At 61.8% G+C, this 21,995-nt stretch carries 22 protein-coding genes; 9 read left to right on the forward strand and 13 right to left on the reverse strand.

Features of this window, described 5'->3' with window-relative positions:
- Positions 1 to 25: 25 nt before the first annotated feature.
- Complete coding sequence (gene rocF / locus RH950_RS11290; protein WP_350056740.1) at positions 26 to 961, reverse strand: arginase; 936 nt, start codon at positions 959 to 961, stop codon at positions 26 to 28.
- Between the two features lie 149 nt (positions 962 to 1,110).
- Here rocF and RH950_RS11295 point away from each other — a divergent pair, with 149 nt between their 5' ends.
- A complete protein-coding gene (locus RH950_RS11295) occupies positions 1,111 to 1,551 on the forward strand; it encodes an Lrp/AsnC family transcriptional regulator (RefSeq protein ID WP_350056742.1) in 441 nt (146 codons plus the stop codon).
- An 8-nt stretch (positions 1,552 to 1,559) separates the two neighbouring features.
- Here the strand turns inward: RH950_RS11295 and RH950_RS11300 are convergent, their stop codons facing one another.
- Positions 1,560 to 2,168 (reverse strand): TetR/AcrR family transcriptional regulator, encoded by a 609-nt coding sequence (locus RH950_RS11300; RefSeq protein WP_350056744.1) that lies wholly within the window; start codon positions 2,166 to 2,168, stop codon positions 1,560 to 1,562.
- Between the two features lie 123 nt (positions 2,169 to 2,291).
- Between RH950_RS11300 and RH950_RS11305 the strand changes: the two genes are divergently transcribed.
- Together RH950_RS11305 and RH950_RS11310 are read left to right on the forward strand one after the other, a co-directional pair.
- Positions 2,292 to 2,585 (forward strand): DUF1330 domain-containing protein, encoded by a 294-nt coding sequence (locus tag RH950_RS11305; protein WP_323797338.1) that lies wholly within the window; start codon positions 2,292 to 2,294, stop codon positions 2,583 to 2,585.
- Between the two features lie 131 nt (positions 2,586 to 2,716).
- Entirely contained in the window at positions 2,717 to 3,877 is a 1,161-nt protein-coding gene (locus RH950_RS11310; protein ID WP_350056746.1) for a mandelate racemase/muconate lactonizing enzyme family protein, read from the forward strand.
- Between the two features lie 460 nt (positions 3,878 to 4,337).
- Here RH950_RS11310 and RH950_RS11315 read toward each other — a convergent pair whose 3' ends face one another.
- The gene (locus RH950_RS11315) at positions 4,338 to 6,023 is read right to left on the reverse strand and encodes a methyl-accepting chemotaxis protein (RefSeq protein WP_350056748.1); all 1,686 of its coding nucleotides are present in this window, start codon (positions 6,021 to 6,023) and stop codon (positions 4,338 to 4,340) included.
- Between the two features lie 312 nt (positions 6,024 to 6,335).
- On the opposite strand from RH950_RS11315, the gene RH950_RS11320 reads away from it, so the two are divergent.
- A complete protein-coding gene (locus RH950_RS11320) occupies positions 6,336 to 6,890 on the forward strand; it encodes a hypothetical protein (protein WP_350056750.1) in 555 nt (184 codons plus the stop codon).
- 107 nt (positions 6,891 to 6,997) lie between these two features.
- Here the strand turns inward: RH950_RS11320 and RH950_RS11325 are convergent, their stop codons facing one another.
- Complete coding sequence (locus tag RH950_RS11325; protein WP_350056752.1) at positions 6,998 to 7,960, reverse strand: pirin family protein; 963 nt, start codon at positions 7,958 to 7,960, stop codon at positions 6,998 to 7,000.
- A gap of 243 nt (positions 7,961 to 8,203) precedes the next feature.
- On the opposite strand from RH950_RS11325, the gene dusA reads away from it, so the two are divergent.
- The gene (gene dusA, locus RH950_RS11330) at positions 8,204 to 9,184 is read left to right on the forward strand and encodes a tRNA dihydrouridine(20/20a) synthase DusA (RefSeq protein ID WP_350056754.1); all 981 of its coding nucleotides are present in this window, start codon (positions 8,204 to 8,206) and stop codon (positions 9,182 to 9,184) included.
- Positions 9,185 to 9,203: 19 nt separating this feature from the next.
- Here dusA and RH950_RS11335 read toward each other — a convergent pair whose 3' ends face one another.
- Complete coding sequence (locus RH950_RS11335; RefSeq protein ID WP_350056756.1) at positions 9,204 to 9,644, reverse strand: MarR family winged helix-turn-helix transcriptional regulator; 441 nt, start codon at positions 9,642 to 9,644, stop codon at positions 9,204 to 9,206.
- A gap of 114 nt (positions 9,645 to 9,758) precedes the next feature.
- Between RH950_RS11335 and RH950_RS11340 the strand changes: the two genes are divergently transcribed.
- Complete coding sequence (locus RH950_RS11340; RefSeq protein ID WP_350056758.1) at positions 9,759 to 10,112, forward strand: DUF1428 domain-containing protein; 354 nt, start codon at positions 9,759 to 9,761, stop codon at positions 10,110 to 10,112.
- A 14-nt stretch (positions 10,113 to 10,126) separates the two neighbouring features.
- Here the strand turns inward: RH950_RS11340 and RH950_RS11345 are convergent, their stop codons facing one another.
- The 7 genes from RH950_RS11345 to RH950_RS11375 form a co-directional block, all read right to left on the reverse strand.
- The gene (locus tag RH950_RS11345; RefSeq protein ID WP_350056760.1) at positions 10,127 to 11,296 is read right to left on the reverse strand and encodes an MFS transporter; all 1,170 of its coding nucleotides are present in this window, start codon (positions 11,294 to 11,296) and stop codon (positions 10,127 to 10,129) included.
- 22 nt (positions 11,297 to 11,318) lie between these two features.
- On the reverse strand, positions 11,319 to 13,028 hold the full coding sequence (locus RH950_RS11350; RefSeq protein WP_350056762.1) for an ABC transporter permease: 1,710 nt from the start codon (positions 13,026 to 13,028) through the stop codon (positions 11,319 to 11,321).
- A gap of 72 nt (positions 13,029 to 13,100) precedes the next feature.
- On the reverse strand, positions 13,101 to 14,117 hold the full coding sequence (locus RH950_RS11355; protein WP_350056764.1) for a Fe(3+) ABC transporter substrate-binding protein: 1,017 nt from the start codon (positions 14,115 to 14,117) through the stop codon (positions 13,101 to 13,103).
- 108 nt (positions 14,118 to 14,225) lie between these two features.
- The gene (modC, locus tag RH950_RS11360) at positions 14,226 to 15,362 is read right to left on the reverse strand and encodes a molybdenum ABC transporter ATP-binding protein (RefSeq protein WP_350056766.1); all 1,137 of its coding nucleotides are present in this window, start codon (positions 15,360 to 15,362) and stop codon (positions 14,226 to 14,228) included.
- 7 nt (positions 15,363 to 15,369) lie between these two features.
- Entirely contained in the window at positions 15,370 to 16,047 is a 678-nt protein-coding gene (gene modB, locus RH950_RS11365; RefSeq protein ID WP_350056768.1) for a molybdate ABC transporter permease subunit, read from the reverse strand.
- Complete coding sequence (modA, locus tag RH950_RS11370) at positions 16,044 to 16,841, reverse strand: molybdate ABC transporter substrate-binding protein (RefSeq protein WP_350056770.1); 798 nt, start codon at positions 16,839 to 16,841, stop codon at positions 16,044 to 16,046. Before modA ends, modB begins: the two co-directional genes overlap by 4 nt.
- 69 nt (positions 16,842 to 16,910) lie before the next feature.
- Positions 16,911 to 17,312, reverse strand: a complete 402-nt coding sequence (locus RH950_RS11375) for a winged helix-turn-helix domain-containing protein (protein WP_350056772.1) — start codon at positions 17,310 to 17,312, stop codon at positions 16,911 to 16,913.
- 78 nt (positions 17,313 to 17,390) lie between these two features.
- Between RH950_RS11375 and RH950_RS11380 the strand changes: the two genes are divergently transcribed.
- On the forward strand, positions 17,391 to 18,179 hold the full coding sequence (locus tag RH950_RS11380; RefSeq protein WP_350056774.1) for an enoyl-CoA hydratase/isomerase family protein: 789 nt from the start codon (positions 17,391 to 17,393) through the stop codon (positions 18,177 to 18,179).
- A gap of 10 nt (positions 18,180 to 18,189) precedes the next feature.
- Here the strand turns inward: RH950_RS11380 and RH950_RS11385 are convergent, their stop codons facing one another.
- Positions 18,190 to 18,651 (reverse strand): GNAT family N-acetyltransferase, encoded by a 462-nt coding sequence (locus tag RH950_RS11385; RefSeq protein WP_350056776.1) that lies wholly within the window; start codon positions 18,649 to 18,651, stop codon positions 18,190 to 18,192.
- Positions 18,652 to 18,811: 160 nt separating this feature from the next.
- Between RH950_RS11385 and RH950_RS11390 the strand changes: the two genes are divergently transcribed.
- Together RH950_RS11390 and RH950_RS11395 are read left to right on the forward strand one after the other, a co-directional pair.
- Positions 18,812 to 19,609, forward strand: coding sequence for an amidohydrolase family protein (locus RH950_RS11390; RefSeq protein WP_350056778.1), 798 nt, complete (start codon positions 18,812 to 18,814; stop codon positions 19,607 to 19,609).
- Positions 19,610 to 19,760: 151 nt separating this feature from the next.
- The gene (locus tag RH950_RS11395; protein ID WP_350056780.1) at positions 19,761 to 21,980 is read left to right on the forward strand and encodes a PAS domain-containing sensor histidine kinase; all 2,220 of its coding nucleotides are present in this window, start codon (positions 19,761 to 19,763) and stop codon (positions 21,978 to 21,980) included.
- Positions 21,981 to 21,995: the final 15 nt, after the last annotated feature.

Below are 21,995 nucleotides of genomic sequence, written 5' to 3' on the forward strand. Positions count from 1 at the left end.
GCCCAGGTCTCAGAAAGCCCAGGTCTCAGAAAGATCGTGTCGGCCGGTCCATGACCTTGCGGCCGAACAGGCTCGCGGTCAGATCGACCATCAGGCGCGCGGTCTTGCCGCGCTCGTCGAGAAACGGGTTCAGCTCGACCAGGTCGAGGGAGCCGACGCGCCCGCAATCGTTCAGCTTCTCCATGATCAGATGCGCCTCGCGGAAGGTTGCGCCGCCGGGGACGGTGGTGCCGACGGCGGGGGCGATCTCAGGGTCGAGGAAATCGACGTCGAGGCTGACATGGATGATGCCGTCCGCCGCTTCGACCCGCGCCAGGAAGTCTTTCAGAAGGGTGTTGACGCCATGCTCGTCGATGGCGCGCATGTCGACCACTTCTATCGGCTGGTGCAGCAATTCGCGATGTTCCGCCGGATCGACCGAGCGGATGCCCATCATGGTGATGTTCTCGGGCTTCACCGGCACTTCGAGCGGCGGGAAATAGCCATCGAAGCCGCCGCGCCCGGTAAAATAGGCGACCGGGACGCCGTGCAGGTTGCCGCTCTCGGTGCTGTCGAGGTCGTGATAGTCGGTATGGGCGTCAAGCCAGAGCACGAAAAGCTCGCGGCCCTCTTCCCTTGCTGCCCTGGCAATGCCGGGAAGGGTTCCCGCCGCCAGCGCATGGTCGCCGCCGAGGAAGATCGGCGTGCGTCCGCCCTGCTTCGCCTGGTAGGCGGCTTCGGTGAGCGTCTCCACCCAGCCTGCGGTTTCCGTCAGGTTCTTGATCGCCTTGTTCGGATGGCTGCGCTCGGCAAGCGGTGCCGCCGTGCAATTCCCGAGATCCTCGATGGAATGGCCGAGGCTTTCCAGGGCCCGGCCGAGTCCGGCGGTGCGGAACGCGTCCGGCCCCATCAGGCAACCCGGCTGGCCCGCCCCGATCTGAACGGGGGCGCCGACAAGTACGCAGGAACGGGGATCGCTCATTCTCAACTCCATGAATGGTGTGCGGACACGCGCCCGTCGACCAGTGATGTCAGTATGCGGGCAATTCTCTGGCGCAAAATAGATGGCAATTTGCGCAGTTTGCTCCATGATATGAGCAAAATGGTAATTCAGACATGACGATTTGAATAATGGATGTTGTTGACCAGAAACTGATCGCCGCGCTGCGCCGGAATGGCCGGGCGGGGATTTCCGAGCTTGCCGGGACGGTCGGGGTATCGCGCGCCACGGTGCGCAGCCGGCTGGAACGGCTGGAGCGGGACGGCCATGTGCTCGGCTACACGGTGGTGCTGCGCGGGGACGCGTCGGAAATGCCCGTGCGCGGCATCATGCTGATCGAGATCGAGGGGCGCGGGACGGAGAATGTGGTCCGCCAGCTCACCGGCATCGGCGAGGTCGGGGCGGTGCACAGCACGAACGGAAAATGGGACCTGATCGCCGAGATCGGCGCCGAGACCCTGACGGATTTCGATGATGTGCTGCGCCGCATCCGGCTGATCGAGGGCATCGCGAGCTCGGAGACCAATCTGCTGCTGGCCACCCGGCGCAGTGCCCGGGCCGCCCGCGGGTAACGTTCACATCACACCGCGGTATCTTCCTCAAACAGGTCGAGAGCCTTGAGGGCGGTGCGGGCGGAGAGCCAGAGTTCCTCCTCCTCGCGGATCACCTTGCAGACGACATTGAGGCCGACCAGCACTGTCTTGAGCGCGAGCGCGGTGGCGTGGCTGTCGAGGGTAGAAGGAAACTCGCCGGTTGCCTTGCCGAATTCGAGCAGGCGTTCCAGCCGTGCGACATTGGCCTGGACGATCTCATCAAGCATCGGGCCGAGCGCTTTGTCCCGATTGCAGAGTTCAGCCACGCTTTTCACCGCAAAACAGCCCTTGGCGTCGGGGTCGGCGGCGCGGGCGTGGCAGGCGGCGCGGAACGTGTTCGTGATCAGCCGCCTGACACTACCGGCGGCGGACGGCTCGCTTGCGAACGCGCTGTCGGGCGATTGCTCGCCATAGCGGGCAAGAGCCTCGCGGAACAGATCCTCGCGGCTACCGAACGCGTTGTAGAAGCTTGACCGGGTAATCCCGAGACGCTCGGAAAGCGCCTTGACGGAGCAGGCCTCATAGCCCTCACGCCAGAAGATTTCCATGGCCGTATCGACGGCATCGTCTCTGTCAAATTTGCTCGGTCGGGCCAAAATCACTCACGAAAATATTTTTTATACAGCAGTGGACAAAACGTTGGGCGCGTGTTTTATCCACTGCTGTACATAACGTGCCCGGCAAGCTCTGTCGAGCGCTCAGGGAATGAGGAGATATTCATGACGGCATTTTTTGTAGCTGTGGTTGCAGTCAAGGACCCGGCCAAGATGCAGGACTACTCAAAGCAAGCCGCGGAAACCTTCAAGCCGTTTGGCGGTGAAATGGTGATGCGCGGGAAAGCAGGGGCGGTTCTGACTGGCGGTGATGCCAATCATCAGGCGACGGGCATAGCCTCCTTCCCGAGCATGCAGGACCTGAAAGCCTGGTACGCTTCGGACGCCTATCAGGCGATCATTCCGCTGCGCGAGGAAGCGGCTGACATGACAATCACCGCGTACGACGTTCCGTCCTGATCCGTCGCATGAGGCGGCCCGGCACTGGCGCCTCGCGCCGAGAGTCGGATCGTTCCGTGAAAAGGCCATGGCCCGGGTGATCCCGGATGATCTAGGCTTCCCGTGTTGGCAACAAAGCGGACCTGCCGGGTATGAAGATCACAGGCATCCGGAGCCATGTGCTCCAGTACGATCTCGATGAAGAGCTCGGCTATTCCCAGCAATATTACCTGAAGCGCACGGCGCACCTGGTGGAGATCACCACGGACGAGGGGGTGGTCGGCTGGGGCGAGTGTTTTGGCGGCGGCGATATCGCCTTTGCAAACAAGACAATCGTTGAGCGCGTGATCCAGCCGATGGTGCTCGGCATGGATCCGCTCGAGCGTGAGGTGATCTGGCACAAGGTCTACAACCTCCTGCGGGATCATGGCCAGAAGGGCATGCCGATCCAGTCTCTCTCCGGTGTCGATATCGCGCTCTGGGATCTGGCCGGAAAGATCCACGGCGTGCCGGTCTACCGGCTGCTTGGCGGCGCCTTCCGGGAGCGCATCCAGGTCTATGGCTACGGCATGATGCTGCAGCGGGTGCCCGACCTGAAGGAACGGTTCGCGGCCGAGAGCGCGGCGATCCGCGCGGCCGGCTACAAGGCCATGAAGATGAAGATCGGCCGCGGCGTAAAAGAGGACATCGCGCTGGTTGAGACCGTCCGCGATGCCATCGGCCCGGATATCGGCCTGATGGTGGACGCGAACCACGCCTATACGACTCGCGAGGCCATCCCCCTCGGGCGCGAGCTGGAACGGCTCGGCGTTGCCTGGTTCGAGGAGCCGGTGGCGCCGGAGGACCGGCAGGGCTACCGCGATCTCTGCCTCGCCCTCGACATGCCGATCGCCGGCGGCGAGGGGGAGTTCACCCGCTGGGGCTTCCGGGATCTGATCCATAACCGCTGCGTCGACGTCCTGCAGCCGGAAGTCTGCGGGCTTGGCGGCATCACTGAATATCTGAAGGTCCGGGCACTGGCGGAGGCCCATTTCATGCCGATCGTGAACCATGTCTGGGGCTCGGCCGTGGCCGTCGCCACCAACATGCATCTGCTCGCCGCCCTGCCTGACCTGCCGGGCGGGGCGCACCCGGTCCAGCCGATGCTGGAATACGACACCACGCCGAACCGGTTCCGCGAAGAGCTCCTGCTTGAGCCGCTCCGGGTTGGCGAGCAGGTCAAGGAAAGCGGCGGCAGCGTTGGTCTGCCGGGCGGCCCGGGGCTCGGCATTGAGCCGGACCCGGATTTTGTGAAGAGTTTTTCTGTTAGCTAATTGCGACCCAAAGTGGACTTTTGACCGTCGATGGTCTGGCTGCAACCAGCTTTCACCCCTCATCTTCAACCTGATAGCGAAAATCGCAGTGAATCGCCCCGCTCATGATGGTCTGATCCCGTTCCATCTTGATGTTGTCGTGATGCCGATCGCAGAAGCTGCGGGTCACGACTTTTCTCCGCGCCGATATCGGGATCGCAAACGCACGCGATACGCGTCTGCGCAGATTCTGAGGGGATCTTCGAGAGGCACGCTACAAGGCTGCTTTATTCACCTGAATTCGGTACGTGTCCCCGCAATTCCCCGCAATTCTCTGTCCCCGCAATTCTCGGATCTTGGGAAACAGGGTCGAGCGGATGCGTGATCGGGGGGGCGTCTTTGTCGTATCAGCGTCCGCCCGCCGATGGGCGGGCGGACATCGCTTAGAGACCTCCGCTGGCGTGTGCCGCGCGCGGGCTCGCTAGGCGGAGCGAACCTGTGTCAGGAAATCGCTGACCTCGTGGTTGAGCCGCTGTGCCTCCTTGGAGAGAGACGTTGCGGAAGTCAGGACCTGGTTGGAGCTTTCGCCGACATTCGTGACGTTCTTGGCGACGTCGCGGATATTTGCGTTCACGTCCTCCGTGCCGTTTGCGGCTTGGCTGGTGCTGGCCGAGATTTCCTCCGTTGAGCTGTACTGCTCATCGACCGACACGGCGATCGAAGCCGCCTGCTCGTTTAGGGAATCGATGACGGCGCAAATATCGTCGATCGCTTTCACGACATCGTCCGTGTTGCCCTGCATATCGGTAATCTGCGCGGTAATATCCTCGGTCGCCTTGGCTGTCTGGTTGGCCAGTGATTTGACTTCCGACGCAACGACGGCAAACCCTTTGCCGGCCTCGCCGGCGCGTGCCGCTTCGATCGTGGCGTTGAGGGCAAGCAGGTTCGTTTGTTCGGCGATTTCCGAGATCAGCTTTACAACGTCCCCGATGTTCCGCGCGGAGGTGGACAGTTTCTCCACGCTCGCAACGGCATCGTCGGCGGTGGACTTCGCCGACCCGGCCATGGAGGTCGACTCCTTGGCGAGTTCCTGGACGCCGGCTATCGAGGCGGAGAGCTTTTGAACCTCGTCGGCGACAGCGCTGACATTCGTGGAGGCTTGCCCGGCTGCACCCTCGACATTCTGTGCACGTCCTTTCGCGGTTTCGGTCACGGACGAGAGGGTCTTCGCGAGCTCGACGAGTTGATCCGATGATGTCGAGACGGCCTTGACGACACTCTCGACGCGCTCCTGGAAGTTGTCCGCGAGCGCATTCATCGACTCCCGCTTCTCCTCGGCTTCGCGGCGGTCGCGGTCAGCTTGCCGTTCTTCGATTTTCTGCTTCTCGATTGCCGCGGATTTGAACGACCCAAGGCTGCGAAGGATATCGCCGACCTCGTTCTTGTCATTTGTCTCGGGGACCTCCGCGGAGAGGTCGCCTTCAGCGAGCCGCCGCATGATGTCGGTGGAGCGTCCCAGAGGACGGATTGATGTTACGGTCCAGGCACCGAGGCCAAGGGCAGTAGCGAGCGCGACCGCGAGCGATCCGAACATGAAGATCTGGAAACCATCGACGGTTGACACAACTTTGGCACCTTCGGCTTTATTAAGGTCCTCTTTCTGGTCGATGAACTCGTTGATTTGCGCAAGCCATTGTATGAAGAGCGGCCGGGCCTGCCCCATGAGCACGTTGTGGGCTTCGTCTGTGTTGCCGGAGAGTCTTAGCCTGATCACTTCTTCGACCAGAGGATTGGTCTCCGCCTCGGTGGCCTGGATGCGGCTGAGGATTTCGAGTTCTTCGGCGCTATTGTCGTTTCTCGAGTCAATCATCTCATCCATTGCCCGCGCGGACTCTGCGTAGGCTTCAGCAAGCGTCTCGATCTCCTCGATCGCTGCTTGACGCTCTGCGTCGGTCGATACGAGAACGACATCCCGGATGGAAATGGCCCTGTCGTGCACGCTGCCGCGGAAATTGATTGCGTAGCGCTGCTTCACGCTGTTGACGTCGTTGATTGTCGCCAGGCTGTTCCCGATCGAGTTGACCTGAAAAACAGCTGCGATCGCGAGTCCGAGCATGAGCAACACTACACCCGCATAGCCAAGAATGATTCGATTGATGAGACGCATCCGGAAACTCCACAGCAAAGGATTGGAGGCTAGCTTATTTTGGTAAAAGACTGAAAATTAGCCTATATCGGAAAACGATTAATCAATCGTGTATTGATTTTTCACCTTCAAATTTTCCCAAATAAACGAAAATAGGCAGGATTTCTGGGAATTTTTATTTATTATCATCCGATATTTCCCTTTTCGCAGCATGTCGTAGTTAGCTTGAAGGTTCGCTCTGTCGACCATCGTTTAACGGACTGGGTAGTATTGATATGCTTCAGGGACGACGAAGTTATTCGAAGGCAGACGACACAGCGAAATGGAAAGTGCATGCCGCTGGTCATTGAGCATGATGGGGTACAGATCGAGTTCCCGGATGATTCACTTCTGATATGCGTCGACGAAACGGGCCATGAGGACTTCGTCGAGCCCAATGCCCCGTTCTTTGGTCTTGCGGGGTGCGTTTGCGGCGCCGGGGACTACAGCTGTGTAGTCGATACACCGTGGCAGGTGGTGGAGCAATCATTCCCTACAGAAATGCTCCCGCTACATGCGTCCGACCTGCAACCTTCAAAGGTGGGGCCTGACCAGTTCGCCGCAATCGATCACATTTTTATCAACGGTGTCTTCGGTCGCTTTGCGACCGTCGCAAAGGCAGGCATCGAGAATGAGTCAACCGTTCCAATGCCACAGTTGCTCGAGCAACAAACGTTCCAGCCGATGCTCAATACGACACCACGCCGAACCGGTTCCGCGAAGAGCTCCTGCTTGAGCCGCTCCGGATTGGCGAGCAGGTCAAGGAAAGCGGCGGCAGCGTCGGTCTGCCGGGCGGGCCGGGGCTCGGCATCGAGCCGGACCCGGATTTCATCCGGCATTTCACGGTGAGCTGAAAGGGTGCCAGGGTTGCTTCGTGCAAGATTTCGGGCCCCAGTCTGACGGCGGTGCGCAGGATGTTTCACGGTGCCTGAAATCATCCTGCGGTGGCCACGCAGCTACGCGAACGTACGGCCGCCGACGGCTTTGCGCGGCCTGCCCTTGTCTTCGGGCAGGGGAATGAAATCCTCCTCGTCGCCCGGCACCGTATCGAACCTGCCTTGCCGCCATTCCTCCTTCGCCTGCTCTATCCGCTCCAGCCGGGAAGAGACGAAGTTCCACCAGATGTAGCGAGGCCCTTCCATCGGCTCGCCGCCGAACAGCATGAAGCGGGCGGATTCCGTTGCCCGGACTTCCACGGGAACGCCGCTTCTCAAGATCAGCAATTCAGCTTCGCCATGCTCGGTGCCCTCCACGGAAAGTGTGCCGGACAGAATATAGAGGGCGCGTTCCTGATGGCTGGCTTCGACCTGGAAGCGGCCGCCGCGTTCCAGGCTGACATCGGCATAGAGTGTTTCGGAAGCGGTCTTCAGCGGAGAGCGCACGCCCTGCATCTCCCCGGCGATGAGCCGCAGGGAAAGCGCGCCATCATCGATCACCGGAATATCGTCGGTGCCATGGTGGAGAAAGGCCGGGTCGGTTTCCTCCTCGGCTTCCGGCAAGGCGACCCAGGTCTGCAATCCGAACAGGCGTTGGCCGCTCTGTTTCAGCGCGTCGGAGGTGCGTTCGGAATGCACGATGCCGGTACCTGCCTTCATCCAGTTCACCGCGCCGGGACGGATCGCCTGCTCGGTGCCGAGGCTGTCCCGGTGCAGGATCTCGCCTTCCAGCAAATAGGTGACGGTGGCCAGATTGACATGCGGATGCGGCCGGACGTCGATACCCTGATCGGTCAGGAATTCCGCAGGTCCCATCTGGTCGAAAAAGATGAAGGGGCCGACCATCTGGCGCTGCCTGCTCGGCAGGGCGCGACGCACTGTCATCTCGCCGAGATCGACCGCGCGCGGGACGATCACGGTCTCGACAGCATCGACCGAGGCTTTGTCGCCGAGGGTCGGGTCGGGGCAGGGGCTCCAGCTCATGTGACGTATCCTTTCGCCGATTGGGTGGTAACAGAGATTGTAGCGCTCAGCCTGTCAGGCGAGGGGGGATCAGAAAACAATTCGTTTCTGTTTCTGTCCCTCAGGGCTATCCAGAGCGGCATGAGGGATGAAAGGCGCGACTGTCTACATGCGACCGCAGGGCTGATCTTCCGTTTTCCCGTTGGAAACGTCACCCTGCAGACGATATGAAAGGGCAGATTGCAGCCAAAGGCCAAAAGACACGTGACTGAACTTCATCGCATATCCGTCGCCCCGATGATGGACTGGACAGACCGGCATGACCGCTATTTCCTGCGGCAGATCAGCCGGCATGCCGTCCTCTATACCGAAATGGTGACGACCGGCGCCCTGCTGCACGGCGATGCCAAGCGCTTCCTGCGCTATGACGCGTCGGAGCATCCGCTGGTGTTGCAGCTTGGTGGCAGTGAACCCGATGCCATGGCCGAATGCGCCCGTATGGCTGAGGGTTGGGGCTATGCGGAAGTGAACATCAATGTCGGCTGCCCGAGCGACCGGGTGCAGTCCGGCAGCTTCGGCGCCTGCCTGATGCGGGAGCCCGATTTGGTCGCCCGTTGCGTCGCGGCGATGAGCGACGCCGTCTCCATCCCCGTGACCGTGAAATCCCGCATCGGTGTTGACGATCAGGAGCCGGAGACGGTCCTGCCGGATTTCATCCGCCAGGTCACGGATGCCGGGTGCCGTCATGTCATCGTGCATGCCCGCAAGGCTTGGCTGCAGGGCCTCAGCCCGAAGGAAAACCGGGACGTGCCGCCGCTGGACTACCCGCTGGTCCACGCCATGAAACGGCAGTTCCCGGAGCTGCGGATCTCGATCAATGGCGGCATCTCCACGCTCGACGAAGCCGAAGCGCAACTGGTGCATGTCGACGGCGTGATGATAGGCCGTGCGGCCTATCAGACGCCATGGGTGCTGGCCGATGCCGATCGCCGGTTCTACAGCGCTGGCCAGACGGATCTCACTCCGTGGGACGTGGCCGATGCGATGGTGGACTATGCCGCCCGCCGCATGGCCGAGGGCGTGCCGCTGAAGAGCATCACCCGGCATATGCTCGGGCTGTTCCAGGGCTGCGCCGGTGCCCGCGCCTGGCGCCGCCATCTGTCGGAAAATGCCTTCCGCGACGATGCCCGTCCGGAATTGATCCGCGAGGCGGCCGAACTGGTGGCGCGGCGGCAGGCGGCCTGATTTCAGGCCCGGATTTAGCTCAGGACAGCGCGATCAGTTCCGCCCGCAGGCCGTCCGGATCGCCGCTTGGCAGCAGGGTGTCGATTTCATCATGGGTCGAGCGCCAGACGGGCAGGGCGGCCAGCAGCAGGTCGCGGCCGGCATCGGTCAGGGCAAGCAGACGGCCGCGCCGGTCCTTCGGGTCCACGCTGACGTCCACCAGTCCCCTGCGTTCCAGCGGTTTCAGATTTGCCGTCAGCGTGGTCCGGTCCATCGCCAGAAACGGGGCGACGTCTCCCATGCGTGGCGGCTCCGGACGGTTCAGGGACATCAGCAGGGAATATTGCCCGTTCGTCAGCCCATACGGCCGGAGCGCTTCGTCGAACCGGCGGGCAATGGCCCGCGCCGCCCGCTGGATATGCAGACAAAGGCAGCGATCCCTTACCTCGCGGGTCACTTCAATAGGCAGGTCGGCGCGCATACTCATATTTCCAATTATGTTGACATCAACATTTTAATCAAGCAGGTTTCGCAACATCCAACAGCGGGCCGATTTTGGCGAGTGGCTTTGCACCATAGGGAAGGGAGAAAACTGATGGGATATGTGTCTGCTTTTGTAGCTTCCGTGCCGACGGCACACCGGCAACAATATATTGATCACTGCAAGGCGGCGGCCGAGGTCATCAAGGAAGCCGGTGCACTCAGCATCGTGGATTGTTGGGGGGACGACGTGCCGGACGGCGAGGTGACATCCTTTCCGATGGCGGTCAAGAAGACCGATGACGAGACGGTGGTCTTCGGCTGGATCGTCTGGCCCTCCAAGGAGGTCTGCGATGCCGGGATGCAGAAGATGATGACCGATTCCCGGATGGATCCTGCCAACAATCCGATGCCGTTCGACGGCAAACGCTTGATCTTCGGCGGCTTCGATAAAGTGTTCGAAGCCTGAGAGCAGGCCGTGTATCAGGTCCGGCGCGACAGTCGCCAGAGGATGAACAGCCCCGGCAGCGCCAGTGCCGAGCAGGCGCCCATGGCGTTATAGGCAGCGGTGCCGACATCCTCGTACATCATGCCGGCGAGCGGCATCATCATCCCCATAAGAACCCCGCCGGTCAGCGCGTAATAGAGGCTCTGGCCGGTGGCGCCGAGATGATCGGGAATGGAGCGGGTCAGGTAGGCCATGGCACCGAGATGCGCCGCGCCGAAGGTGAGGGCATGCAGGCATTGCAGGGGCACCAGCAACAACGGATCGTTGGTCAGCGGTGTCAGTGGCCAGCGGATCAGGCCGCCGATGGCGGCGAAGGCCAGGAAGCCGAGCGGGCCGACTTTCCGGGAGAACCGGCCGGCGAAGGCGAACAGCAGAACCTCGGCGACAACTCCGATACCCCAGAGAAAGCCGATCATGCTCTCGTCCAGACCAGCATTGCGCCAGGAAATGGAGCCGAAGGCGTAGTAGACGGCGTGGCTGACCTGCAGCAGACCGGCGGTGGCGACAAACAGCAGGAAATCTGGTCGGGCAAGGAGGGAGAGCGGGTTGCTGCGGCTTGTCGGCGCCGGCCGCGTTTTTTCCGGCATGGTCCAGCAGGCAAACAGGATCGTGCCGACTGCACCTGCCGCAATCCACATGATCCAGTCCGGATCGCGACCTGACAGGAAGGCGCCTGTTGCAGTCGTCCCGGCGATAAAACTGATGGAGCCCCAGAGCCGGACCCGGCCGTAGTCGAGTTTTGCATCGCGGACCACGCGGAGCGCGATATTCTCCATCACCGGCAGGATCGGGTTGTAGAGCGCGGCGAACAGGCCACAGAGCACGGCAATCGGCCAGAACCCGATGGCGCCGGTGAGCAGCAGGCAGGTACAGAGCGACAGCATGGCAAGCACGATGCAGAGCCAGCGTCCCTGGCCGCGCCGGTCGGCGATATGGGCCACCAGAGGGTGGGAGATCATCTTCACCCAGAAAACGGCGGCCATGATCGAGGCGATTTCGATCGGGCTCAGCCCGCGGCTGTCGAGCCAGACCGGCTGGAATGGCAGCAACACGCCGAACAGCAGGAAGAAGGTGCCGTAGAAGCCGGACAGCCGGAGAAACAGGTTCCGGCGCTCGGCTGCGGTAACTGCAGCCTCAGCACTCATTTGCGGACTCGCGAGGCCGGCCTCAGGTGGAGCGGCGATGCCCGGGCCGGGAAGCGGATATCGCGCGGCTCAGGACTATCACCGGCAGCACGCCTGCGGCAACGATGGTGAGGGCCGCCAGCGCGCATTGCTCCAGCAACTCGTCCGAGGCGTACTGATAGACATAGGTCGCAAGCGTCTGGAAATTGAACGGTCTCAGGACCAGCGTGGCCGGCAGTTCCTTCATGGTGTCGACGAAGACCAGCACGATGGCTGTCAGCAGGCTGCCCCGGATCAGCGGCAGGTGCACCTTGCGCAGCGTCGAGAAGGGCCCGTGTCCGAGGGCGCGCGAGGCGAGGTCCATGTTCGGTGTCACCTTGCCAAGCCCTGATTCGACCGCGCCGAAAGAAACGGCCATGAAGCGCACCATATAGGCGAAGACGAGCGCGGCGGAGGTGCCGCTGAGCAGCAGGCCGGTGCTGAAGCCGAGATGCGCCCGCGCGACCGCATCGACCGCATTGTCAAGCGCACCCGCCGGAATCAGGATGCCGACTGCCAGAACTGCACCGGGGATCGCGTATCCGACGCTTGCCAGCCGCGCTCCGATACGGACGGCGGGCGCCGGGTTGAGACGGACGGCATAGGCCAGCAGCACGGCGGCGGAAACGGTCACAAGCGCGCTGATGGCCGCGAGTTCCAGGCTGTTCCGGGTGTAATGCAGATATTCCGGAGTCCAGGATTGTTCGAAGTAGCCGATCGCGTAATAGCCGAGCACGCCTGCGGGAACGACGAAGCCAAGCAGGATCGGCAGGGCGCAGGCAGTCACCGCGAGAACCCTTTTCCATCCGGTCAGTTGGTAGCCCGGCAGGGCGCGGACATGGGTCGAGGTGTGGTGAAAACGCTGCCGGGCGCGAGATCTGCGTTCGAACCAGATCAGCCCGACGACGAACAGCAGCATGACCAGCGCGATCTGCGCCGCGCCGCCGGGATTGCCCATGAAGAACCAGACATCGAAGACCCCGCGGGTCAGCGTCCGCACGGCGAAGTAATCGACGGTCCCGAAATCGTTCAGGGTCTCCATCAGAGCCAGCGTCAGGCCGACGGCAATGGCCGGTCGGGCCAATGGCAGGGCGACGGAGAAGAAGGCGCGCCAGACGCCGGAGCCGAGGGTCCGGCTGACTTCCAATACGCAGACCGATTGCTCGAGGAACGCCGCACGAGCCATGGCGTAGACGTAAGGGTAGAGCACCAGCGACAGCATGGAAATGGCGCCGCCCATGGTCCGGATATCGGGAAACCAGTAATCCCGCTTGGTCTGCCAGTCGAAGAGCGCGCGCAGGGCGCCCTGGAGCGGGCCGGCGAACTCCAGCAGGTCGGTATAGGTGTAGGCAATGACATAGGCGGGCACGGCAAGCGGCAGCAGCAATGCCCATTCAAAGATCCGGCGACCGGGGAAACGGCAGCTGACCACCAGCCAGGCGGTTCCGGTGCCGATGATCACGACCGAGATGCCGACCCCGGTCATCAGGGTCAGGGTGCTGGAAACGTAGGTTCCGAGAACGGTCGAGAACAAATGGGGCCAGATATTCTCGTCCGGGAAGAAGGCCATCCAGATCAGTACGGCAACCGGGGCAATTACCAGACCGGCAAGGGTCATGGCGGCCACCAGCCAGGGCATGCCGCCGCTCTGCCGCCGCGAACGTGCCATGCTGCTGCCGGTGCCGTGTCCGGTAATATTGGCCATCTCGTCCATCAGGACTCCTCAAACACCGAGAGGCCCGCGCAACGGCGCGGGCCCCGGCTCAGGGCTCCGAATGTCAGGCGTTTAATCGTTGTAGCCGACCCGGTCCACCATCTTGATGGCTTCTTTCCGCAATTCGGCGACTTCGGCGAGGCCGAGCGTATCCGACGTGAACTCACCCCAGGACTTCACTTCCGGAAGCCACGGCACGGTCGGGTTGATCGGATATTCGAAATTCTGCTCGGCATAAAGCGGTTGACCGCCGCCGCTGAGAAATTCCATCAGCTTGATGGCATTCGCCTTGTTCGGCGCGGACTTCGCCATGGCGACACCGGAAATATTCACGTGAGTGCCGCGGTTTTCCTGGTTCGGGAACACGAGATAGACGGAGTCGGCCCAGGCCTTCTGCTTCGGATCGTGCAGCATCTTGCCGTAGTAGTAATGGTTGCCGACGGCAATATCGCATTCGCCTTCCTTGATCGCCTTGACCTGCGCCCGGTCATTGCCCTGCGGCTTGCGGGCCAGATTGTCCTTCACCTGGCTCAACCATTCCTCGGCCTTTTCCTTGCCGTGATGGGCGATCATCGAGGCGATCAGGGCCACGTTATAGACATGCTTGCCGCTGCGGGTGCAGATCCGGTCGTTCCATTTCGGGTCGGCCAGACCTTCGTAGGAGGTGATTTCACCCGGCTTCACCCGGTCACGGGAGGCGTAGATAATTCGAGCGCGGGTGGTCATGCCGTACCAGAGGCCGTCCGGGTGGCGGTAATGCTCCGGAATGTTCTTCTCCAGTGCGGGACTGGTCACGGGCTGCGTCACGCCGGCATCGACTGCATCGTTCAGGCGTCCGATATCGACGGTGAAGATCAGGTCGGCCGGGCTGTTCGCGCCTTCCGCCTTGATCCGCTCGATAAGGCCCTTCTCGGCGAAGATCACATTGACGTTGATGCCGGTTTCCTTGGTGAAGGCATCGAACAACGGCTTCACCAGGAATTCCTGACGGTAGGAATAGACATTCACCTCTTCGGCGGCCTGCGCACCTGAGACCGACAGGAACGCGGCTCCAAGCAGGCCAAGGACCAGCTTCTTCACGATCGTCACGGAGTTTCTCCTCAAACTCTAATGAGAATTATTATCATTCCCAATTTGGCGAAATCGATCTTCACGGTCAAGAGGGTTTCCTTCCCGCTACAAACAATCTCGTGTTCCTTATGCGTTTGGAATAATTCCACTTGAGCTGTTCGGGCTGCGTTTCCCGCCGCCCGGGATCAGGCGGCGGTCTACGGCGCTGCTCTTGATCAGGGCAAAGACCGACATGCCTGGCTTGAGGCCGAGCCTGTCCACGCTTTCCCTTGTGATGCGGGAGCGCAGGCCCGTGCCTTCCAGATCCATCAGCACTTCGGCGAATGCACCGTCCTCCCCGAAGATTTCCGTGATCCGGGTGCGCAGAACGTTACGGATGCTGAGGCCGGCCGGCTGTTCGATGGCGATGGAAACGTCGCGGGCGCGGATACGGATGCGGACGACAGTTCCCAGGTCCGCTTCGATCCGGGGCATGCGCAGGACCTGATCGCCGATGGCGAGATCGGTCATGGCATAGGTTTTGTCCTGGGCGACGATTGGTCCCTCGACGATCACGCCGGCCTCGAAACGGCCAAGCATGGGGCCGAGATCCATGCGCTGCATCACTTCCGGCACGGCGCCCTCTGCAACGACCGAGCCGTCACGGATCAGCAGCACGTGATCCGCCAGACGGCTGAGCTCATCCAGCGAATGGGTGACGTACAGCACCGGAAGGTCCATTTCGTCACGCAGCCGTTCGATATAGGGCAGGATCTCCATCTTGCGCCGAAGATCGAGGGCGGAGAGCGGCTCGTCCATGAGCAGGAGCCTGGGCCGGGAGACGAGTGCCCGGCCGATGGCGACGCGCTGCGCCTCGCCGCCGGACAGGTCCTGCACCCTGCGGTGGAGCAACGGTCCTAGATCGAGGATTTCGGTCACCTGCTCCGGCGTGAGATCCGTCCGTCCCTGCTTTGCCCGCCGGGCCGCATAGTCGAGATTGCCGCCCGCCGTCAGATGCGGGAACAGGTGCGCATCCTGAAAGACAAAGCCGAGGCGACGGCGATGCGGCGGCACGAAGATGCCGGTGGCATCGTCCTGCCAGACCTCGCCGTCATATTCGACATAGGCGTTGTGGCCGCGTTCGAGACCGGCCGCCATTCGCAGCAGCGTTGTCTTGCCGTGGCCGGACGGGCCGAACAGGCCGACAATGCCGGAGATCGGCGCTGTGACATCGACCTTTGCTGTGAATTCGGGAAAGCGGATGGACCCGCGCAGGATCAGCATGGCCAGGTCATCCCGCCCGCACCGGTGCCCGGCGGTGCAGGATCGTCACCGCCATCAGCACAAGGAAGGAAAAGACCAGCAGGCCGGCCGATAGCCGGTGCGCTTCGTCGTAGGACAGGGTCTCGACATGCTCGAAAATGGCGATGGAAATCATCCGGGTTTTTTCCGGGATGTTGCCGCCAACCATCAGAACCACCCCGAACTCGCCGATTGTGTGGGCGAAGGTCAGGACGGCGGCGGTGATATAGCCCCGGATGGCAATGGGAGAGGCGATTGTCATGAAGGCGTCGAAGGGTGAGGCGCCGAGCGTGGCCGCCGCTTCCATGTGCTTGCTGCCGACCGACTGGAAAGCGGTTTGCAGGGGTTGGACGGTAAAAGGCAGGGAATAGATCACCGAGGCGATCAGCAGTCCCGAGAAGGAAAAGGCCAGGGTCTCGCCGGTAAGCTGCACCCAGGCGCCACCGATGGTGCCTGCCGGACCGAGCAGGATCAGAAGGTAGAAGCCGAGCACGGTCGGCGGCAGGACGAGCGGCAGGGCGACGGCGGGCTCGATGATCCAGCGCAGCTTTGACCGGGTATGCGCCAGCCACCAGGCGAGCGGTGTGCCGATCAGGATCAGGATGAGTGCCGTGGCGCCGGCCAGCTTCAGGGTCAGCAGGATGGCGGAGAGATCGCCCGGGCTCATTTGCAGGCATCCCGTGGCTGGTACCCGGCGTCACGAATGGCAGCGCAGCCGAGGGGGGATGTCAGGAAGGCGAGAAAGCCCTCGGCAGCGGGGTTCCCTGCGCCGCGCGGCAGCAGGACGGCATCCTGCCGGATCGGCGCATGCAGATCCGCTGGAACGACCCAGTGGCTGCCATGCAGGTTCTCCGGCGCCGCCAGCAACTGCGACAAGGCGACAAAGCCTGCCGGCGCGCCGCCGGCGGCCACGATCTGGAACGCCTGGGCAATGTTTTGGCCCATCACGATGCGCTTCTCGTAGGTCGGCCAGAGGCCGAGAGCGGTCAGGCTTTCCCTGGCGGCCGCACCATAGGGCGCCAGCTTCGGGTTGGCGATGGCGATGCGCTCGAACAGTGCGCGGCCGAGAACGGTTGCACCGTCTTCCCGGATGGTATCGGGATCCGGGCTCCAGAGCGCAAGAAGGCCGGTGGCGTAGGTGAACGGCGCCTGTGCAGCCGCCCCGTCCTTGTGCAGAAGCGCCGGACGGATCTGGTCTGCCGCAAGGAATGCATCGAACGGCGCTCCCTGTTTGATCTGGGCATAGAGCTGTCCGGTGGACCCGCTGGCGATCACCACCGTATTGCCGCTTTCGGCCTTGAAGGTCTTGGCCAGTATATCCGCGGTGGAGGCGAAATTCGCGGCAACGGCGATAGTGGCGTCGGCGGCCCGAGCGGAGAATGCCCCGGTGACGACAATCGCAAGGCCGGCCAGCAGGGACAGGACGGGCCTTGTAAAACGCCTGGAAACGCGGGGTTTCATGGTCTGCCCTGTGATGGACTGCGGGTGTCGCGGACGTAGCGTTATATATCATTGGACATAACGCTTTCGTCAAGATGCGGTCGGATCCGCCTTTCCGTCCGCCCCGTCATCCAGATTTCTGGCCAGCAAGCCGCGCAGTTTCTCCATCTCCGGTTCAAGCACCTCGGCCGCCCGCGCCTCCATCTGCCGGTAACAACTCGCGATATCCTGCCCGAGCGGGGTCAGGCGTGCCCCGCCGCCGCTATTCCCGCCCTTGGCCGTCTCCACCAGAGGGGAGTGGAAATGCGCGTTCATCCGTTGCACCAGCAGCCAGGCGCGGCGGTAGCTCATATTCATCGACCGGCCGGCCTTGCTGATCGATCCGGTCTCAACGATGGCTTCCAGGAGGTCCACCTGGCCGGGGCCGATGGCGACATTCGTATCCAGCACGACGCGAAGACGTGGACCGAGGGTTTTGTTTCCTGCTTTCATGGGGCTGACTCTGCCACGGAGTTCTCCGGGGCACACCGGCAAAATCGAAAACCCGTCAAAGGGTGAAGGGGAGGCGTTGTGGAACACGCGACCGAGGATCTTATCTACGAGGTGAAGGACGGCATTGGCTGGATCACTTTCAACCGCCCGCAGGCGCGCAATGCCTTCACTTTTGCGATGTATGAGGGAGTTGCCGAGATCTGCCGGGATGCCGGCAAGGGCGAGGCCGTGGCCGCCATCGTGATGTGCGGTGCCGGTGACAAAGCCTTCGCGGCGGGCACGGATATCGGCCAGTTCAAGAATTTTAACGGCGCCGAGGATGCGTTCGCCTACGAAGACAACGGCAACAGGATGATGGCTGATATCGAACGCTGTCCGGTGCCGACCATCGCGGCGATTCACGGGGCGTGCACGGGCGGCGGCGCGGCGGTTGCGGCCTCCTGCGACATCCGGATCACCGCTGCCGATCTGAAGTTCGGCTTTCCGATTGCCCGCACGCTGGGCAATTGTCTGTCGAACGAAAACCTGCGACGCCTGTCCTGGATCGTCGGCCCGGCCCGGGTCTCGGAGATGCTGCTGACCGCCCGCCTTGTCGGTGCCGAGGAAGCCAGGGCGATCGGCCTTGTCTCGGAAGTGCTGCCGGACCGGGATGGTGTCATGGCGCGCGCGACGGAGCTGGCGGAGACCCTGAAGGGGCACGCGCCGATCACCATGCGGGTCACCAAGGAAGCGCTCCGGCGGCTGCGCACCAGCGGCGCCGTGCCGGAAGACCGGGATCTGATCGAGGCGGCCTATACCAGCGCCGATTTCCGCGAGGGCATGTCCGCCTTCCTGGAGAAGCGCCGGCCGAACTGGCAGAATTGCTGAAGGCAGTCGCTCAGGCCGCGAGGGCGCGGGTCATGAAGACGCTATGCGGGTCCAAGGCGTAGGAGCCAAACGGCGGGCATTCGGTGAACCCGAAACGGCTGTAGAGCGCGCGGGCCGGTGCGAAGGCCTCCATGGAGCCGGTTTCCAGGCTGACCTGCCGGTACCCGCGCCGTTTCGCCTCGGCCAGGATATGCTCGACCATGGCCCGGGCGACGCCCTTGCCGCGATGCTGGCGTGCGGTATGCATTGATTTCAGCTCGCCATGATCCGGAGAAAGCTCCCGGAGCGCGCCGCAGCCGAGCAGATTGCCGTGCTCCCAGACGCTCCAGAACGTGACGTCCGGGCTTTGCAGCCCGTCGAGATCCAGGGCATGAACGCTTTCCGGCGGGGAATTCGCGTTCCCGTGGTCCAGATGCGCAGACAGCAATTCCGCGATTTCCGGCCCGGTCAGGTCGTCGGCCAGAATCTCCATTTCGTCTCTCCGTCCCTGCGGTCAATGCGGAGCATATCGCCTGTGCATATTTGAGCTCAAGCTGGACTATGGGCGCGATTGCACCACGTCAATCGGAACGGATTGGCGGTGGACGGGGAGTTTGATGCCGAGATCGGCGCGATGTCTGGCGACAGCCGGCATGATTCTGGTGCTTTTCGGCAGTATCGTGCGGGCGGCAGAGTTGCGGCTTTTCGATACCCATATTCACTACAGTCACGATGCCTGGGAACAATACCCGCCTCAGGACGCCGTAGACATTCTGCGGCAAGCCGGACTCAGCAAGGCGTTCGTCTCCAGTTCTCCCGACGACGGCACGCAAAGGCTTTATCGTCTGGCGCCGGATCTCGTCGTTCCGGTCCTGCGGCCCTATCTGAAACGCGGAGAACTGCACAGCTGGGTCGACGATCCGACCATACTGACCATGCTGGCAGAACGGCTTTCAACCAATCGCTATGCCGGGATCGGAGAGTTTCACGTCTCGGGCGCGGATGCGGATAAACCCGCCGTCCGCGGTCTCGTCGATCTGGCACGCACGCACGGGCTTTTTCTCCATGCCCACGCCGATGCCGACGCCATTGTCCGGATCTTCAATCACGATCCGGCAGCGCGGGTGCTTTGGGCGCATGCTGGGTTCGAGGAGCGAGCGCGGATCGAGGTCATGCTGGAGACCTATCCGGAGCTCCGGGTGGATCTGTCTTTCCGTTTCGAGCATGTCTCCGGAGGCGCGGTAACTCCCGCATGGCGGAAGACGTTCCTTCGTTTCCCGGAACGCTTCACTATTGGAACGGATACCTACACGCCGTCACGCTGGCTGGATGTGGGAGATTATTTGACCTGGATTCGTGGCTGGTTGGCCGATTTGCCCGAACCAGTGCGTAGTAATATCGCGTTCCGAAATGCTGAAAGACTGCTCGAGAGCAATCCGGACGCCATGTAATGCTGTTTTCGTACCGGGATTAATTTCCAAAAGAACGATTTAGACTTGCCCGCACCGGGAGCGCACGGCTTAGTATCTGCTAGTGCACTCAAAATAATTGCGGTTTCGGCGTTTCAACGAACCCCGAACCGACGGGCGGGACCGGCCATTGATGGCGATTTCACTGCAGACAGCAGCATTCGGCGCAACGTTCGCCTCGTTGTTGCTTGCCGCCGCGTTAACATATCTGCGGTCGATTCCGAGCGCGCCAAACGGGCTGAATTGGTGGGCGGGCGGCTTCTGGGCATATGCCGGAGCCAATGCCTGCGTTGCCTTCCTTACCCCCGCACTCGGGTCGATCTTCGTTGAAATCCTGCTGCCGGCATCGGCGTTGATGATCGCTGCCGGGACGCTCCGGTTTCTTGGGCGCAAAATCGTGCCGCAGATCGTTGTCCTGGGCATCAGCCTGACTGTATTCTGGGTCCTTGCTGCCGACCTTCTTCACTGGTCTTTTCTGGTTCGAACCATACCGGTCTTTGCTTTATCCGGAGGGGCGCTGATCGCGGCTGGCGCAGCATTGTGGCGTCAGGGCCGCGCGGACGGGACAGGAACCGGATACCGGATATCGGGAGCGTTCTTTATCCTCTCGGGGCTGCATCAGCTTGACTATCCGGTGCTGCGCAATGTGGACTGGTTCGCGCCTTTTGGGTTCATCCTGGCCGGGGTTCTGGCCACCGCCTGCGTCGTTAGCGTCATGATTGTCGCCCAGCACCGCGTGAAGGCACGAGGCGATGCTGAAGCTGCCGCACGCCGGGCCGCGGATGACGCGCTGCGTGCGCAGTTTGATTTGCAACAGAGCATCATCGACGCGGTGCCGATGCCGATCTTTGTCGAGGATGATTGCGGAGTCCTGATCAATGCGAATAGCGCATTCGCGGATCTGGCCGGTTGCGAAAAGCTGGATATTGCCGGAAAAAAACTCGATGAGCTCTGGTCGGACCCGGGCATATTCAGGGCTTTGGGTCCGGTCAGCGGAGCACTGCCCGGTGACGAGACCCTGTCGGTCTCAACGGAGCTGACCCTGCCTTCGGGCCGGAGTCGAAGCTATCTCGTCGCGAAGATGTTCCTTGCGATACCGGGGAAGCCGCAGCCCGGTATCGTCTGCGTGATGCAGGATACGACAGACCGTTTGCGAACGGAGAAGCAGCTCCATGAAAGTGAGAAGAGGTTCCGCGATTTCGCCGAGGCATCTTCGGACTGGTTATGGGAAACCGATGCCGACGGGCGCTTCAGCTTTTTCTTGCACGGTGCGCGGGACTTCAGCGGACTGACCCCGGAAGACTATCTCGGGCGCACCCGCTTCGAAGCAACGATCGAGGATCTGACCTCAGAGAAATGGCGCACGCATATTTCCGATCTGGAGGCGCTGAGGCCTTTCACCGGGTTTCGCTATCTCTTACAGGGCGATGAAGGAGTCGAAGTCGCCGTAATGGTCAACGGCATTCCGTTTTTTGATGATGACGGGACGTTTCTTGGTTATCGCGGCACAGGCAGCGACGTGACCCGGCAAAGAGAAGCAGAAATCTCCCGCGACCGTGCGCTGCTTGATGCCGAGCGAGCCAACCGGGCGAAATCGGAATTCCTTGCCACGATGAGTCACGAGTTCCGCACCCCACTGAACGCCATTCTCGGCTTCAGCGAAATGCTCTCGCAGGAAGTCCTCGGTCCGGTCGGCGCGCCGGCCTACCGGGAATATGCGGATGCCATCAATGACAGCGGTATGCACATGCTGGCGCTGGTAAATGACATCCTTGATATTTCCGCGATCGAGGCCGGCAAACGGGTCCTCATGAAGGAGGAAATCGGCCTTCTTGACCTGCTTCGGGAAAGCACGGTTGAGGTCTCGAATATCGCCGCTGACAAATCCATCAATCTTGAGGTTGGTTTGCCGGGTGTGCCGTTACGGTTGTTTGCGGATCTCCGGTCGGTACGCCAGATCATTCTGAATCTACTGTCGAATGCCGTAAAATTTACCCCGCAGGGCGGCTGGATCCGGTTGTCCGCGCAGCCGGGCCGGGGCGACATGATCGCGGTGATTGTCGAGGACAACGGCGAAGGTATTGCGGCGGACAAATTGCCAACGATCACAAATCCTTTTACCCAAGCCAGCAATCACCCACATCACAGCCATGACGGCACGGGGCTTGGTCTCAGTATTGTCAAATCTCTGGTGGAGGCTCACGCTGGCGAACTGAAGATAGAGAGTACGCTTGGGGTTGGCACCAAAGTGACGGTCTGGCTACATGCTGCTCTCGGTCCGAAAGGGGGCGCCACGGAAACCGCGTCTTTGGGACCGAAGGCCGATATTGAAGAATATCCACGTGACGACTGAGACTGTCTGTCAGCA

Source organism: Nisaea sp. (assembly GCF_040217065.1).
Lineage (GTDB): Bacteria > Pseudomonadota > Alphaproteobacteria > Thalassobaculales > Thalassobaculaceae > Nisaea.